19 protein-coding genes and 3 pseudogenes are annotated in these 15,587 nt (G+C 41.5%); 5 read left to right on the top strand and 17 right to left on the bottom strand.

The window, feature by feature from the left end; genetic code table 11:
- Positions 1 to 9: 9 nt before the first annotated feature.
- Positions 10 to 1,296, bottom strand: coding sequence for a SagB/ThcOx family dehydrogenase (locus HWQ23_RS14590; RefSeq protein WP_292829433.1), 1,287 nt, complete (start codon positions 1,294 to 1,296; stop codon positions 10 to 12).
- On the bottom strand, positions 1,283 to 1,747 hold the full coding sequence (locus HWQ23_RS14585) for an ankyrin repeat domain-containing protein (protein WP_292829431.1): 465 nt from the start codon (positions 1,745 to 1,747) through the stop codon (positions 1,283 to 1,285). Before HWQ23_RS14585 ends, HWQ23_RS14590 begins: the two co-directional genes overlap by 14 nt.
- 957 nt (positions 1,748 to 2,704) lie before the next feature.
- Between HWQ23_RS14585 and HWQ23_RS14580 the strand changes: the two genes are divergently transcribed.
- Positions 2,705 to 2,914, top strand: coding sequence for a TOBE domain-containing protein (locus tag HWQ23_RS14580; protein ID WP_292829429.1), 210 nt, complete (start codon positions 2,705 to 2,707; stop codon positions 2,912 to 2,914).
- 276 nt (positions 2,915 to 3,190) lie between these two features.
- Here the strand turns inward: HWQ23_RS14580 and HWQ23_RS14575 are convergent, their stop codons facing one another.
- The 15 genes and pseudogenes from HWQ23_RS14575 to HWQ23_RS14505 form a co-directional block, all read right to left on the bottom strand.
- On the bottom strand, positions 3,191 to 3,442 hold the full coding sequence (locus HWQ23_RS14575; RefSeq protein ID WP_292829427.1) for a FeoA family protein: 252 nt from the start codon (positions 3,440 to 3,442) through the stop codon (positions 3,191 to 3,193).
- A 104-nt stretch (positions 3,443 to 3,546) separates the two neighbouring features.
- Complete coding sequence (locus HWQ23_RS14570; protein ID WP_292829425.1) at positions 3,547 to 3,846, bottom strand: 2Fe-2S iron-sulfur cluster-binding protein; 300 nt, start codon at positions 3,844 to 3,846, stop codon at positions 3,547 to 3,549.
- Positions 3,847 to 4,080: 234 nt separating this feature from the next.
- Complete coding sequence (locus HWQ23_RS14565) at positions 4,081 to 4,452, bottom strand: HesB/IscA family protein (RefSeq protein WP_292829423.1); 372 nt, start codon at positions 4,450 to 4,452, stop codon at positions 4,081 to 4,083.
- Positions 4,453 to 4,683: 231 nt separating this feature from the next.
- Complete coding sequence (locus HWQ23_RS14560; RefSeq protein ID WP_292829421.1) at positions 4,684 to 5,487, bottom strand: HesA/MoeB/ThiF family protein; 804 nt, start codon at positions 5,485 to 5,487, stop codon at positions 4,684 to 4,686.
- 10 nt (positions 5,488 to 5,497) lie between these two features.
- Entirely contained in the window at positions 5,498 to 5,815 is a 318-nt protein-coding gene (gene nifW, locus HWQ23_RS14555; protein WP_292829419.1) for a nitrogenase-stabilizing/protective protein NifW, read from the bottom strand.
- On the bottom strand, positions 5,812 to 6,027 hold the full coding sequence (locus HWQ23_RS14550; protein ID WP_292774619.1) for a CCE_0567 family metalloprotein: 216 nt from the start codon (positions 6,025 to 6,027) through the stop codon (positions 5,812 to 5,814). The genes nifW and HWQ23_RS14550 overlap by 4 nt, the downstream gene beginning before the upstream one ends.
- A 184-nt stretch (positions 6,028 to 6,211) precedes the next feature.
- Complete coding sequence (locus tag HWQ23_RS14545; RefSeq protein ID WP_292829417.1) at positions 6,212 to 6,688, bottom strand: NifX-associated nitrogen fixation protein; 477 nt, start codon at positions 6,686 to 6,688, stop codon at positions 6,212 to 6,214.
- A complete protein-coding gene (gene nifX, locus HWQ23_RS14540) occupies positions 6,685 to 7,098 on the bottom strand; it encodes a nitrogen fixation protein NifX (RefSeq protein WP_292829415.1) in 414 nt (137 codons plus the stop codon). Before nifX ends, HWQ23_RS14545 begins: the two co-directional genes overlap by 4 nt.
- Positions 7,099 to 7,495: 397 nt before the next feature.
- Positions 7,496 to 8,830, bottom strand: a complete 1,335-nt coding sequence (gene nifN, locus HWQ23_RS14535) for a nitrogenase iron-molybdenum cofactor biosynthesis protein NifN (protein WP_292829413.1) — start codon at positions 8,828 to 8,830, stop codon at positions 7,496 to 7,498.
- Entirely contained in the window at positions 8,830 to 8,988 is a 159-nt protein-coding gene (locus HWQ23_RS14530) for a hypothetical protein (protein WP_292829411.1), read from the bottom strand. Before HWQ23_RS14530 ends, nifN begins: the two co-directional genes overlap by 1 nt.
- The gene (gene nifE, locus HWQ23_RS14525; RefSeq protein ID WP_292829409.1) at positions 8,988 to 10,367 is read right to left on the bottom strand and encodes a nitrogenase iron-molybdenum cofactor biosynthesis protein NifE; all 1,380 of its coding nucleotides are present in this window, start codon (positions 10,365 to 10,367) and stop codon (positions 8,988 to 8,990) included. Before nifE ends, HWQ23_RS14530 begins: the two co-directional genes overlap by 1 nt.
- 89 nt (positions 10,368 to 10,456) lie before the next feature.
- A complete protein-coding gene (locus HWQ23_RS14520) occupies positions 10,457 to 10,798 on the bottom strand; it encodes a Mo-dependent nitrogenase C-terminal domain-containing protein (RefSeq protein WP_292829407.1) in 342 nt (113 codons plus the stop codon).
- Between the two features lie 12 nt (positions 10,799 to 10,810).
- On the bottom strand, positions 10,811 to 10,963 hold the full coding sequence (locus HWQ23_RS14515; protein WP_292829405.1) for a hypothetical protein: 153 nt from the start codon (positions 10,961 to 10,963) through the stop codon (positions 10,811 to 10,813).
- Positions 10,964 to 11,014: 51 nt separating this feature from the next.
- A complete protein-coding gene (gene nifK / locus HWQ23_RS14510; protein ID WP_292829403.1) occupies positions 11,015 to 12,550 on the bottom strand; it encodes a nitrogenase molybdenum-iron protein subunit beta in 1,536 nt (511 codons plus the stop codon).
- A gap of 223 nt (positions 12,551 to 12,773) precedes the next feature.
- Positions 12,774 to 12,953 (bottom strand): annotated as a pseudogene (locus tag HWQ23_RS14505) (hypothetical protein); the annotation flags it as partial.
- 180 nt (positions 12,954 to 13,133) lie between these two features.
- Between HWQ23_RS14505 and HWQ23_RS14500 the strand changes: the two are divergent.
- The 4 genes and pseudogenes from HWQ23_RS14500 to HWQ23_RS14485 form a co-directional block, all read left to right on the top strand.
- Positions 13,134 to 14,589, top strand: a pseudogene (locus HWQ23_RS14500) (site-specific integrase).
- Positions 14,590 to 14,673: 84 nt separating this feature from the next.
- Positions 14,674 to 14,880, top strand: coding sequence for a hypothetical protein (locus HWQ23_RS14495; protein ID WP_292829399.1), 207 nt, complete (start codon positions 14,674 to 14,676; stop codon positions 14,878 to 14,880).
- A 57-nt stretch (positions 14,881 to 14,937) separates the two neighbouring features.
- A complete protein-coding gene (locus HWQ23_RS14490; RefSeq protein WP_292829398.1) occupies positions 14,938 to 15,300 on the top strand; it encodes a type II toxin-antitoxin system VapC family toxin in 363 nt (120 codons plus the stop codon).
- Positions 15,301 to 15,317: 17 nt separating this feature from the next.
- A pseudogene (locus HWQ23_RS14485) lies at positions 15,318 to 15,587 on the top strand (site-specific integrase); the annotation flags it as partial.

Genomic DNA, 15,587 nt, shown 5'->3' with positions numbered 1-15,587 from the left:
GGTTCCTGCTTATATTCCAATTACCATTCCATAAAGTACATCTTTATTTGTTTCTAATAATTCCTGGGTTTCTTCATCATAATAAGCACCTATTCCACTACACTGAATCCCCAAATAATTACTAGTTAAATAAAGTCTCTGCCCTAGAAAACCAGCTATTTGCATAGCACTTTGATAATTTAAATAATCTGACACGAAAAATAAAGTTACAGCGCTATCTTTAGCAATAGCCTGATTAATGCATAAGTAACCCGTCTTTTCACTAAAATTACCCGTCTTAACCAGATACGTACCTTTATATAACCCAGGTGTCATTCCCTCTACTCGATGCACCACTGAGTAAATTTCTATTTCCTCATAGTTTTCTGTGGGTATTGGCTGCTGAAGTTGCTGCACTATATATAAATAATCTTCTTGAGAAATAGACTCTTTCCGGAAACGTCTAATAGAACGTCTATTCCAAATTGTTTGATAAAATTTATCCTTGTCAAAGTTAAACTTGGGCTGTGCTAGTCCCTGCTGGCGGCTCTTTTGTAAAGCCGTGGCTTGATAGCTATCTTCAATAAATTGATTGGATTCAAAATAATCAGTACCACAGACAAAAGGAACTTTCAGCCTTAAGCGTCTGATTTTCTTGTCTTGTACTTCTCCTGACACCGCACAAGCAGTGATAAACTCTTTATTCTCAAATCCCAAATCTGAATTGAGAGCAAGTTTATCAAAGTCAAAAACTAGTTGTATATCTCGGTTGTAGAGAAAAGCTGAAGCTGCGATTCCGCCTAAATGGTGTCCGCTATCTAATAAGCAATATCTCATGCTTCTATTTTGATATTTCCAGCTAGACCTATAATAAACACAACTAATTAAAAAGATGAATCCATTGATACATTTACCTGGTATAATATAATTCTCTAACCCATCATCGATTAATTCATAGATGAGAGTTAGACAATTATTCTCAACTTCTAGATGGTATATACCATCTACTATTCCCTCAATGCCGCGAACCTGTACGTAAACTTCCGTAGGATACAGAGCGCCTGCTGATGGATTCACGCGCAGTTTTAATGGGCCATCTTTATATACTTTTTCTAGTGTTATCGCACTGGTTAATGAGATAAAAGAATGAACAGGATTATTGAGATTTAATTTCACTCTCCGATAAAACTTTGGATAAACTTTAAATGAAGATGGCTGTGTTGAAGCATCTACATAATTTGGATCAATTTGTACCGATAAGTAAGAATGCTTGGTAGCTTCATGATAGGCTTTTCCCGATATCTTACTTTGTGGCATTTTTCAGTATCCTTAAAACTTCTACATTGCTGGCAAAATCGATAGCTTTATAGTCGTCTAAATTTTTCAAATCTAAGTCAGGGTTATGCTCTAAAAGTAACTTGACGACTTCTGTCTTTCCGGCTGATGCTGCATACATTAAGGCAGTTGCACCGTTATCATTTTGGTTGTCAACATTAATGTTGACAGCTAGCAGGAAATTAATTAAATCGTAGTGATTCCCAAAACAAGCAAACCACAAAGCATTGTTGCTATCGCTATTTCGAGCATTAATATCCGCGCCTGCATCAATGAGTTCTTTGACGACTGCATAAACACCCTCTCTTGTAGCTTTCATCAAAGCTGTATCGCCATTTTCACCTGGCTGATTTAAATTCCCAGGACTATAGCCTTGCGCTATTAACCATTGGGTTGTTGCTTCACTCAAATCTTGCCTGCTTACTTGGCTCATAATTGTTCTTTCAATATTACAAAACTAAGTTTTTTCCCAGCATAAATTTGCTTAGAAAACTTAATGGTGGGCAATGCCCACCATTATTTAAAAATCCTATACGAGTAGCTGAAGTCTAGTAGTTTACCAAACGAACTTTGCTAGGTATTCAAAAGCTTGGTAAAACAAAAATATCTTTCTCCACTCCCTACTCTCCGCCCTCACACAGCAATTTTGGGTTGGTCAAGTACTAAGTTGACTAGCAACAATTTAGCTTATTTATATATTATCACTCTGATAATATATAATTATGAATCATTTATAAAGATACCCAGATATATCTCAGAAAAATTTTGAAGTACACTGAAAATGCAGTATTTTTTACACTTTTATTTCCTAATCTAGACTAATAGTTAAAAGAGCAGTTATAAACCGGAACTACACGAGGCTTTACCCATCTAAGTGGGTTACAAAAAGCTTTAATTTCTCTTAGCCCACGGAGGAAAGGTCTTGTTTGTCTAGGCGCGTGTTCTATTCGCCAGCGCTCTGCTGCTCTAATTTACCTAGTTTTAATAAAACAATTAAATTAGTAGTCAGTTGTTAATGTTACTAAATACTAGCGATATCTAAAACGTTAAACGCCTACCATACTCACCATCAATACCTGAAATGCTCAAATTTGATGTAACGTTTCTATAGGACTAATATTTGATTTCTGAAAAAGCTCGGTACAACTCGAAAAGCCTTATTCCTTATTCCCTACTCCCTACTCCCCACTCCCCGCCTACGTAGATAATTTCAAAAATCAAATACGATTCCTATATTGAATATTGTGTTTAATAAAACAGAGATATGACGCTGAGATTTGCTTTATATACCTGACACTTATTAAGATATATAAAATAATTTTATTTTTTAACAGAAATATGCTTAAAAATGTGCTAGTTTATTTAAGTACAAGTAAAACAGAGACAAAAAATGGAAATTAGCGCTCGGAATTCTCTCAAAGGTACTGTCACAAAAGTTGTGCATGGTTCAGTTAATACTGAGATAACTTTAGAAATAGCACCAGGAGTAGAGCTAGTGTCAATAATTACAAAATCATCAGCAGAAAAGCTCGGGCTTGCAGAAGGTAAGCAGGCTCATGCCGTGATTAAATCATCAGATGTGATAGTTGCTGTTGATTAAAAAATAGGCAAGTTGCCTTTTCTTGCAAGCGGCTGTATCTCTAATACCAAATTGCATTCATATCTCTAAATTGAGTGACCTCACTGCCAGAATTAATTAGCAAAGGAGTGAGGTCAAGACGATATTATATAAATGTATGTTATAGCGTTTCCTAATAAGAATCAGGTACAGCTTAACCTTACCCCGATAAAGCTGTGCTTTATCTCCCCTCTCCTTATTAAGGAGAGGGGCTGGAGGTGAGATTTTGATATGTACTTGTAAACCTGTATAATTAATTCAATTAGGAATAATGCGGACATAAATAGCGCGAATACTTTCCATATCTAGTGCTAAAGATGTATTTCCTACTTTAATAATTAATGAGGGAAAGTTTTGTTCTAAAGTGATATTAGTTCCTGGTATTACCCCCATTGACATCAGCTTTGTCAAGATTGTTTCATCCTGACTTTTACAGAAGGTGACGATTCCTCGTTCTCCCGTTCTCAATAATTCTAATGAGCAACCAGTCACACTAAAGGGGGTAAACATTTGAATGATAAATTAGGCATTGTGAAGGGAAGAAGGAAGTATATTTTCATCCTTCATCCTTCATTTTTTATTTGGTCGCCAAAGGCAGCAACCAAAGTAAGAGTTTAGACAAGATAGGGTTCTTGATGTGTCTTAATTGTGCAATTAGAACGAGCATAAGTGACACAAAGTAGAGCGAATCCTTTAGAAATCTGCTCGTCATCTAGGAAGTTTTGATCTTCTTGATTTATTTCGCCTTCAACGACCTTGCCAACACAACTAGAGCAAGAGCCTGCTTGACAAGAAGCCGGCAACTCAATACCATTTTCTTCTGCTGCATCTAGAATGGTAGTCTCTTCATCAACTTCAATTGTGGTGTCGAGGTCTTCTTTTTTGTTGATTAATCTAACTTGGTACGTAGCCATTTTCCGATTCTCCTCAAACGTTATACAGTTGGTCTAATTTCCGAAGTTTTTGAGCAACCTATCCTACTCTTTGCTCCCCTTGTTCTTACGCAGAAGCTACGCTTTAGCTAGTTTCTCTATAGGGGTAAGGGATGCAACACAAACTAGAAGTGAAGCGACCTGAAGGGCATTGAAATTCTGCGGAGTGCGTCTATGGGAAGCCTCTAAAATTGACTTAGCGCTAACGGAATGATGTTAGCTGCAAGGTACACCAGTAGGCGTACCGTCGTCTGTTTTGAAAGACTTTCCACAACCGCAGGTATCAGTTGCATTGGGGTTGATGAATCTAAAACCGCTTTCCATCACTCCCTCAACGAAGTCAACGATAACTCCGTCTAATAACGGCGCACTTTTGGCATCAACGTAAACCAGCACTTTGCCTTGCTGACTTACCAAATCATCTGGTTGGGGCTTGCTGGTGATATCGATCGCATATTCATACCCACTGCAACCACCATCTTTTACAGAGATGCGGACACCTTTAGTTGAGCCATTAGCATCGGGTGCGGAACCTTTGAGGAATGTCCGCAGATGAAATTCTGCTTTTTCTGATAAAATAACGGCCATCAGTTCTCCTTATTTGTAGCGATTAGTTGTTCTGATTTCAGGTGGGGTTGTCATTTGTCCTACCCTACGGGAAGCCGCAGAAGCGTCTATGTCAGTTGTCCTTTGTTATTCACTAATGACTAATGACTCTACCAATTTTGGATTTTAGATTTTAGATTTTAGATTTTAGATTTCTCTTTCAATCCCAAATCCAAAATTCAAAATCTAAAATTGAATGACTAATGACGAAAATTAACTATTTTGTGCAATACCCGTGGGTTCCATCGAATTGGATTGCGCGTGTCTCCAAGGCGCACTATTACCGCATACTGGACAAGAGCGATCGCGGTGAGAACGGCGTTTAGCAAATTCCATTCGATTCAGGTCGATTGTCAGCAATTGCGACAATAGAGGCTGACTAAACCCGGTGATCAGCTTGATAGCTTCCAGTGCTGTTAGACAAGCTAGTGTTCCAGAGACAGCGCCTAGAACTGAAAAGCCGCGCTGATCCCAATCAGGCTTTTCTGGAAACAGACAGGACAAACAAGGAGTCACACCAGGAATAATCGTTGTCAGGTAAGCCTCCATCCCGTTCATTGCGGCTTCCACCATTGGCTTACGCGATCGCACACAGGCTTCATTTAACAAATTGCGCTCTGTAAAGTTGTGGGCGCAATCAAGAGCCATATCAGCAGATTGCACTAACGAATCTACATTTTCCGGGGTGATGTAATCATGAACCGTTTCCACTTGAACATCAGGATTAATCGCATCCAGAGTTTCTTTAGCTTTGAATACCCTTGGCTTACCTACCCAATCATCAGTCATGAGAACCTGACGATTCATATCATCTAGCCGCAAGTCACCACCCCGGACTAAGATTAGCCGCCCAACGCCTGCTACTGCTAAGTAAAGCGCCGCCGTACCGCCTAATCCCCCCACACCTGTAACCAGAACTGTCGCTGACTTCAGGCGCTTCTGTGCTGTTTCGCCAAAATTCGGAAGCATCATTTGGCGACGATAGCGTTCTAATTCGGTAGGCGTTAGGTTAACCAATTTATACCTCCTAATCAGAAGTGATTTCTGTCAGTGTGACTACATTTTTCGGCTTGTCGTTAAACACCTTGAACAGCTTTTGTTCGTGGGGCGTTGATTCGATAAATACCTGATAGGCTTTTTGCAAAGCCAAAGAATATTGATTTAGTCTCTCTTCCTGGCTCAAGTCAGGAGAATTATTATCAATTTCCTGGATGTATTGAGAGAACTTTTTCAGAATATGTAGACGATTTACATTCACAACTTCTAGATCGTAGGACATGTCAAAGAATTTAAAAAATTCTTCTGCATCTACGAGTTGCTTGAATTCAGCAATAGTTCCAGTCATTTAGCATTCTCCAATTTTTTCAGATGTTGCTTCAGTTCGTCTAACTGGCGATAGATTTCATAAGTTGCAGCTGCAACATCCATAAGTTGTTTGTAATCTGTTGGCAGACCTTCAGCTAAATCATGCAGATCCATTTTCATTTGACCTGCTTTACTGTTAAGCCGTCTGATTTGTCCTTGTAGTTCCTCAATGCTCGTTTCTTCTGCTTGCACAATCAGCCACTCCTTTTCTACAAGTTAAGAGTTAGGAGTTAGAAGTTAGAAGTTATGAGTTATGAATTATAAATTATAAATTAGGAACTATGAATCATTAATTATCAGTTAACAGTCAACTTAATTCCTAACTCCTAACCCCTGATTCTTAACTCTTAACTCCTAACTCCTAACTCCTAACTACTTACAGATTGCCAACTTCAGGAAAGCGCTTCGCCAAATCAAGACCTTTTTTGACGTAGTTTTCTCCCTCTTCTGCTAATTTATCCACTGAGTCAAAGCCAAAGCGTTGAGCATCTCGCAAAGTTTTCACAGCTAGCAAAAGACGGCCAGAAAAAACTAGCGCCCAGCCAAATCCTTCATGGCTCAAATCAACCACAACCTGGGATATTAAACCTGTTTCCTGTTCAATCCCAGCAGCTACAGCTCGAAAAAATGCCATAATCCGGGCTTGAGTTACCGGATCAACTTCGCCCTCAACGGAGATTTCCCGTTTCTTTTGTTTGGTGACAATAAAGGGTTTGAGAATCAACTCATCCGACCAGCTACGATAAACTCCATAACTGTCTTGGCCACGGATTTGTTTAATTAATACCTTAAGGAAAGGTGAGTTCAAGACTTCAGTTGTAGCAGTTCCGTTAACACTATTATTTGTGGTCATACCGTTGCTTCATTTTCAACTTCATCTGCAAAACTTGTGGATTTTGGCTGTAAAGCTTTACGCAACCAAGGTGGGGGATTACCTTTGAGAGTTTTCACTAGCTTATTTAGCACTTCGCTAATTTCTTCTTCTTCCGATCGCGCCTTGACTGGGGTGACACCTTTCTTGATTAACCGAGCGGCGGCGCTACCACCAATTGCTGTTACATAAATAATCGTACAGTCGCCTATTGACTCAAGTTTTGGGGTGATTTTATCTTCATTCCCATCTTCTTTGAGTTCGCCTTCAAAATTGAGGGTTTCTACGAAGTGATATCCCTCATCGGAAATTTCGTAAACATCAATCATTTTTGCCCATCCGAAGTGAGCATTAATATGAACTCGGTCACTCGTCGTGAAAGCAATTTTCATCGTAATTCTCCTTTCTAAAGTTTTGAATTTTAAATTGGGAAGAAGGAATTCAGGAGTCAGGAGCGGAGCCGGAGACGCTCCGCCGAGGCGTCAGAATTAAGGAGTAATATCATGTCCGCTTGATTGCTTATTAAACCCGAAGAACCCCACCCCGCCAAAGCTGTGCTTTGTCTCCCCTCCCCGCCTGCGGGGAGGGGTTGGGGGTGGGGTTCTTTTATTATGGGTAATTTGGCGGACATGATATAAGAACTAAATCTGCATACTTAGTGGTTTTCCCTACGGAAACGCTAAAGGCAAACAATCAGTGGCAGGTTTTACTCTTTCTGAAAAGCATTCTGAATACTGTTAGCGCAGCGGGGCGTAGCCCATTCTGACTCCTGAATTCTTCTTCAAGAATTCAAAACTCAGCGCCCACAATTCCTAATTGGAACTGCTTAACTCTGGCTTCTTCTGCTTCTAAAAACAGGTTGCCGATGCCAAACACAAGTTCCATCGTGCCTCGATAGCCAACTTTGGTAAATTGACCATTACCTAAGCGGTCATAAATGGGCAGTCCTAGACGATAAAGAGGAATCGAGAGCCGTTTAGCGATCGCACCGACATTCGAGTTACCAATCAGCAAATCAGACCCAGCGCATAAGCTCTCAAAGTCTTCCAAATCGCCGATGGTGATGTTTTTAACCGGGAGTTTTTCTAGTAAGTGCGATCGCGTGGTTGTCACCGCCGCATGAATTTGCGCTCCCATCGATTGCAGAAAATGCACTGTTGACCACAGTAAATCTGGTTCCAGCGCTAGGGAAACTCGTTTTGCACCGAAGTAAAAGTGAGTGTCCAACATCCCATCTTGCAACTGGCGGCGTTGACGGCGGTATTTTTCCGGTACACTGTTACCACTCAGAATCGCCAATGCTTGGATAAACTCATCTACCGGTTCTAATCCCGTCAGTTCGCCAAACACCTCATAAGGTGTGTCAAAGCGTTCTTCCAGAATCTTTGCAGCCCCCCGCATACTTTCACCCAATGCCAGGGTAAAAGCAGAACTACCTACTTCTTGTAGCTGTTTTAAGGTAGTCCCACTGACTGTAACAGCGCTGTAGTTATCTTCTAAATGACCATCCAGAGAAGCGCCAAGATCAGGTACAAAGATCGGCACTAGTCCAAAGGCTGTGACTATCTCTTTGATTTCTTGTACATCCCCTGGTGTGAAGGCAGAACCCGCCAAAACTGTGACTTGTTCAGTTCTGATTCCACCCGCGCGAGGAATTTCCTTAACTATGCTTTCCACAGCAACGGCAAAACCATCTTGCAACGCACCTTTAAAATCTGGGGTAGGCGCAAAAACGATCGCCAAATCATTCAATTCTGGGTGGCGATCGCGGATTTCCTTAAGAAAACCTTCAATATCATCTCCTCTAGTTTCTGTTAACCCAGTGGTGCATAAACCAATAATTTCTGGATTAGCCTTTTCCACCAGAGTGAGAATTGCTTGCTCGACATTCTCTTCACCACCCAAGATAGTAGTGACTTCCGTCATCGCTGTGGTAGCTAGGGGAATCGCTTCCCGGAAATGTCGCACTAGGACAACTTTGGCGAAAGCAGTACAACCTTGAGAACCGTGGAATAAGGGCATCGTCCCTTTCAATCCCAAAAAGGCTAAGGTTGCACCCAAAGCTTGACTTTGCTTGAGGGGATTAACTGTCAGTGCTTTGTTAGAAACGGTGACGATCGCCATTAAATTACCTCCTCATCCCACAGGGCGGACTTTCTCGTTCCCTGGCTCCGCCGGGGAATGCTGACAGTGAGGCTCCGCCTCATCTGCTCTAAAAGGAAGGCAGAGCCTTCAGGAATGCGTTCCCAGCCGGAGTCTGGGAACGAGGGTATAAGAGCCATTAAACTTCCTCTTCTTCCCAAGGAGCGGGTTTACGTATTTGCTCCCAAATCGGGCTATACAGAGCTTCGTACAGTTCCCGCGCCATCTCAATCATCCCCACATAACCTGCATAAGGATGGTGGCGTTCTTGGTTGATATCAAGGAAAGGAATTCGAGCTTTTAAAGCGGTGTATTGGTTGCGACCACCAGCAATCAGCATATCTGCGCGAGTGTTTTTAACCACCTGTAGCAATTCCTGAGCGTTGCCCTTCTCCAACATAATGCCATCATTACCGAGCAACTTCTTGATTTTGGCTTTATCTTCCTCAGTACTTTTTCTCGTACTGGTAGCAACAACTTCAATCCCCAAGTCCTTAGCAGCCGAGATAATCGACCAACTCTTGACACCACCTGTATACAAGACAACCCGCTTACCTTTGAGTCGAGCGCGATAGGGAGCCAATGCCAAATCTAAAGCAGCCGTTTCTTCTGCAATTAGCTTTTCTGTACGCTCCTGTAAATCAGGATCACCTAATTTAGCAGCGATATTTCGCAGGCAGTGATTCATATCATCAATGCCGTAGAAAGACTCTTCAATGTAGGGGATGTTGTAACGCTCCTCCATCTTTCTGGCCATGTTTACCAGCGCTCGTGAGCAGATCATCACGTTCAGCTTGGCGCGGTGGGCGTAGCGAATTTCATTGTAGCGAGCATCGCCCGTAATTTTGGACAAAATACGGATGCCTAATTTTTCTAACAGTGGTGTTACTCCCCACATTTCCCCGGCGATGTTGTATTCACCGATTAAGTTAATATCATAGGGGGTTGTATGTTCCGGTTCTGCTGTGCCGACAACATATTCTAACAAAGCTTCACCACCAAAACGGTTGCCCAGATTTTTACTGCCAATGAATCCTGGTGCAATGACGGGAATAACAGGAGTACCAATTTTCTCAGCAGCAGCTTTGCAGACAGCATCAATATCATCACCAATTAAGGCTGTCACGCAAGTGGCGTACACGAATACAGCTGCTGGTTCGTAGCGCTCTTTCAGTTCCAGAATCGCTTTGTAAAGCTTCTTTTCGCCACCGAAGATAACATCATTTTCACCCAAGTCAGTGGTAAAGCCCATCTTGTAGAGTTGAGGGCCAGAGGAGAGACTACCACGACTGCCCCAGGAATTACCAGCACAGGCTATAGGCCCGTGGACTAAATGAGCAGCATCTGCGATCGGTACTAAGGCAATCATTGCACCATCGAAGGCACAGCCCCCTTGAGCTGCGCCAGGTTGTGCCTGTTGGGCGCAAGACTTGTTTTTCTTTTCGGATTGTTTTTGCTGATTATGCTCGCATCCTGTTTCAGTGAGCAGCTCGTTGATTTTGCCTTGGGTGGTTTTCATCTCTCTTCTCGTGCTGAATTGTTCTTTGTCCTTTGTCATTTGTCCTTTGAATGACTAATGACCAATGCCCCATATCCAATGACTAATAATTAGCAAATGTATTTTGTGACATCCTCTCCACATTCATCAGCGAGGTAAGATAAAGCCCGAAAACGCAATCCTACAAATTCGTCATATAAAGGATTGAGTTTACACAACGCTGGGATATCAAAAGACCGCCCAAATAATTTAATTTGTTGCTCGAAGGGACAACAGCAAGGAATTATTTGGCAAATTAGATGAGCGAGGCGATTATGTTTAACCTGAATTCCATCCACCATACGGCGCAAAGGATTGAGAAGATTGTTGAACTTCCCTGGTTTTTTATAGTTAGGTGGATGGTAATCAGGATGAGTATGAGTGTGAGTGTGGGTGTGATTGATAGTTTCCATTTATTTAATACCTCAGGTAAATGCTAGAAAGAAAAAGGGAAGTTGGGGAGCCAGTCGCGTGCGGGGGTTCCAAAAGTTGAGCGAACTGGCGTGATTGGGCATTGGGGATTGGGCATTGGATATTTCCCTATTAGAGACGCGATTAATCGCGTCTCTACTCCCCACTCCCTACTCCCCTTCTTCACCCTTAATTAACACGTTGCGTTTACGCAATTCCTAACGAATCAAGTCGTAGGAAATATCTGTCTTAGAAGGAATGTTGGTGTTGCGATCGATTTCTTCAAACAAGGTATTTACAACCCAGTTAAGGAGGTTGATTATACCTTGATAACCGATGGTGGTGTAGCGGTGTAAGTGGTGACGATCCATGATTGGGTAGCCAATTCTCACTAAGGGAGTCTTGGTGTCGCGCCACAGGTACTTACCGTAGGTGTTACCAACAAGGAAGTCTACGGGTTCTGTGAACATCAAAGAACGCATGTGCCACAAGTCTTTACCAGGCCAAAGAGTTGCATTCTTACCGAATGGGCTAGAAGCAAGCAGTTCTTTCATTTCTGCTTCAAATACTTCGTTGCTGTTGTGAACCAAGATATGCACAGGTTCAGCACCCATTTCTAGCATAAAGCCAACTACGCTGTATACTAAATCTGGTTCGCCGTAGATAGCGAAGCGCTTGCCGTGAATCCATGAGTGGGAGTCAGTCATGGCATCAACTGCACGACCGCGTTCAATTTCCAATTCTTGAGGAATGGGTATACCACTCAGTTCGCTGAGTTTCATCAATAACTCATCAGTACCCTTAATACCCCAAGGACGGCAAACTGAGGTTGGTTGATGCCATTCTTTTTCGATGTACTCGCGGGTTTTGAGGGTGGAGTGTGCTTGCAGAGCGATCGTAGCTTTAGCATTAATTGAGTCTTCTGCATCTTCTAGCTTTGTACCACCTGGATACATATCGAACTCACCTGTGTTTGGTGAATCCAGGTAGTCGCTGTTGTCAGCTAGAATGGTGTAGTCAAAGCCGAACAGGGAAGCAATCCGCTTGATTTCGCGGTTGTTGCCTACGTAGGTGTCAAAACCTGGGATGAAGTTGATCTTACCATTGCTGGTTTCTTTCTTATGACCTGCTGTCAGGTTAGAAAGAATTCCCTTCATCATGTTGTCGTAACCAGTGATGTGGGAACCGACAAAGCTAGGGGTGTGAGCGTAGGGTACTGGGAAATCTTGAGGAACTGAACCAGCTTCCTTGGCGTTGTTGATGAAAGACTGCAAGTCATCACCAATTACTTCTGCCATACAGGTGGTGCAGACAGCAATCATCTTAGGCTTGTAGAGTTGGTAAGAGTTCGCCAAGCCGTCAATCATGTTTTGCAGACCACCAAACACGGCTGCATCTTCAGTCATTGAAGAAGATACACCAGAGAATGGCTCTTTGTAGTGGCGGGTTAGGTGGGTGCGGAAGTAAGCAACGCAACCTTGAGAACCTTGAACAAAAGGTAGAGTACCTTCAAAACCAACAGCAGCAAAGATTGCTCCCAATGGTTGACAACCTTTAGCAGGGTTAACGGTTAAAGCTTCACGAGCGAAGTTCTTTTCACGATAATCCCAACCCTTCGTCCACTCTGCAACCCGTTGTACTTCTTCGGTCTCGTGAGCGTTTTCAAACTTCTTCTTGTTTTCAAATAGCTGTTGGTACTCCGGTTGGTGGAATAACTCTACGTGGTCTTGAATTTTTTCTGGATTCTGAGGCATTTCTGGATCTCCAAGGTTACTGAATTCTTTAGTAATTGAGGTGGGAGTGGGGAGTAGAGAGGCGATTAATCGCCTCTCTACTAGGGAATGGGAATATGATTCAAAATTCAAAATGCAAAAACCAAAATTAATTTTTAAATTTTTAATTTTGAATTTTGGATTCCCAATTCCCCCCTGGGGTTTTAGCCCCAGGCTTATCCCTACTTATCTAGCTCCCATTTCCCTAGACGGCAGCCTTAGCTTTAGCTTCAGCCTTAGCTTCAGCCTTCTTAGCGTTAGCTTTTTCATTCCAAGGAGCGCCAATTAATCCCCAGGTTGGGCTGTTGAGTGCCAAGTCCATGTCGCGTGCGAAGATGGCGAAACCATCGTAACCGTGATAAGGGCCGGAGTAATCCTTTTTGTGGTTCAATAACTCTAAACAGCCTAATGTTTGCAGTAAGCAATGTCTGTGCTAAACATTGTTCGCTGATAACACATTTATTTTTAGGCTAAATATAGGCTAAAAACAGCGATGCATAATCAGGTTTAGGACTCACGCATCATCTAAATGTTGTCCTGAGCCAGGGCGTTGCTAAATCAAGGGATGATTCTTGTAGGGTGGGCATCCTGCCCGCCTGGAAATACAAGGGACGGGCAAGATGCCCATCCCACAAAACCAGCAAAATCATCCCGCTTTCTCTGCAACACCGCCCGGTGTTTGTGTTCATCTCTGCAATCACAGCAACAAAGAGCGCATGATGAAAACGAAAGTACTACTGGAATTAGAGAAGATTAATCTGCGTTTGAAGTCTGCAAAGGCAAAGGTGACAATTAGAGAATCAAATGGAAGTCTGCAATTACGGGCGACGTTACCAATTAAACCGGGAGACAAGGACAGCAATGCTAGTGGGAGAAAGCAATACAATCTCAGTTTGAATATTCCTGCTAACTCGGATGGACTCAAGACGGCTGAGGAAGAAGCCTATGAATTAGGAAAGTTAATCGCTCGTAAAACTTTTGAATGGAATGATAAATATTTAGGTAATGAAGCAATTAGAAAAGATTTTAAAACAATAGGAGAGTTGCTCGAACAATTTGAAGAAGAATATTTTAAAACTCACAAACGCACAACCAAAAGCGAACATACTTTTTTTTATTACTTTTCTCGAACCAAGCGATTCACTAATGCCAAAGATTTAGCAACTGCTGAAAATCTGATAAGTTCAATTGAACAAGTCGATAAGGAATGGGCTAAATATAATGCAGCTAGAGCCATATCTGCATTTTGTTTGACATTCAACATCGAGATCGATTTATCCAAATATTCCAAAATGCCTGATAATCATTCCCGAAATATACCGACTGATACGGAAATATCTCAGGGAATTATCAAGTTTGAAGATTACCTAAATAGTAGAGGTAATCAAGTTAATCAAAATGTTCAAGATAGCTGGCAACTTTGGCGGTGGACGTATGGGATGTTAGCAGTTTTTGGCTTACGTCCACGAGAACTTTTTATTAATCCTGATATTGCTTGGTGGTTGAGTCAAGAAAATTTAGATTTTACATGGAAAGTTCATAAGGATTCTAAGACTGGGGAAAGAGAAGCATTACCTTTATATAGGCAATGGATTGAGGACTTTGATTTAAGAAATCCTAAATATTTAGAGATGTTAAGGGGTGCGATCGCTAAAAAAGATAACACCAATCATGCGGAGATAACGGCGTTAACACAGCGAGTTAGCTGGTGGTTTCGCAAGATAGGATTAGATTTTAAACCCTATGATTTACGTCATGCTTGGGCAATTCGGGCGCATATTTTGGGGATACCAATTAAAGCTGCGGCGGATAATTTGGGGCATAGTGTACAAGTTCACACGCAAACTTATCAGCGTTGGTTTTCGTTAGATATGCGGAAGTTGGCGATGAATCAAGCTTTGAGTAAGAGAAATGAAGTTGAGTTGATTAGGGAAGAGAATGCAAAGTTAAGGATGGAGAATGATAAGTTGAGGTTGGAGATTGAGAAGTTGAAAATGGAGTTGGTTTATAAGCGTAGTTGAATTCGCTAATAAATAATACCATTTTTATATAATTTGGTATAATTTATGGGTAAAAATTGTTGGGAGTAAAGGAAATAGAAAACTATGACGCTAGTAACCCTAAACCAAATAATTAAGCAGCTTGAAACACTTGAAATAAAAGAATTTCAGCAGCTTAATCAGACGATTCAAAAGTATCTTGCTGAGAAAGAGGAAACAGTCAAGCAAGCAGCATTCCACCAAGCTCTAATTGATTCTGGCTTAGTAAAACACATTAAACATCCTGCTTATGAACCAATAACCGAGCGATGACTAATTCAGATCGAGGGAAAGCCTATTTCTGAAACTATCATTGAGGAACGTCGTTAAATGGCAATCTACTTCATAGACAGTAGCGCATTAGTAAAGCGTTATATTAGTGAAACTGGATCAGCTTGGGTTTTAGGGCTATTTGATCCGGCTCTCAATAATCAGGTATTTATTGCAGCAATAACTGCTGTAGAAATTATAGCGGCAATTACCAGGCGATCGCGCAGTGGAAGTATTAGTATTACAGATGTGACAATAACACGCAATCAGTTCAAAATTGATTTGCAGAAAGACTATCAAATTGTTGAAATCACAGAAAATATCATTAATTCTGGAATGGTATTATCTGAAACTTATAGTTTAAGAGGTTATGATGCTATCCAACTAGCAGTAGGTCGTGCAGTCAATACTATACGTCAATAATACTGCCTACTGAGTAAAGACAAGCATTAATATTACATCAATAAATGGATTGAAGACTTTGATTTAAGCAATCCTAAATATTTAGAGATGTTAAGGGGTGCGATCGCTAAAAAAGATAACACTAATCATGCTGAGATAACGGCGTTAACAGAGCGAGTTAGTTGGTGGTTTCGGAAAATAGGATTAGATTTTAAACCCTATGATTTGCGTCACGCTTGGGCGATTCGGGCGCATATTTTGGGGATACCAATTAAAGCTGCGGCGGATAATTTGGGGCATAGTGTACA

The organism is Nostoc sp. JL33, assembly GCF_017114985.1.
Lineage (GTDB): Bacteria > Cyanobacteriota > Cyanobacteriia > Cyanobacteriales > Nostocaceae > Nostoc.
The sequence above is the reverse complement of the archived record's forward strand: the minus strand, read 5'-3'. Positions and strand labels throughout refer to the sequence as shown.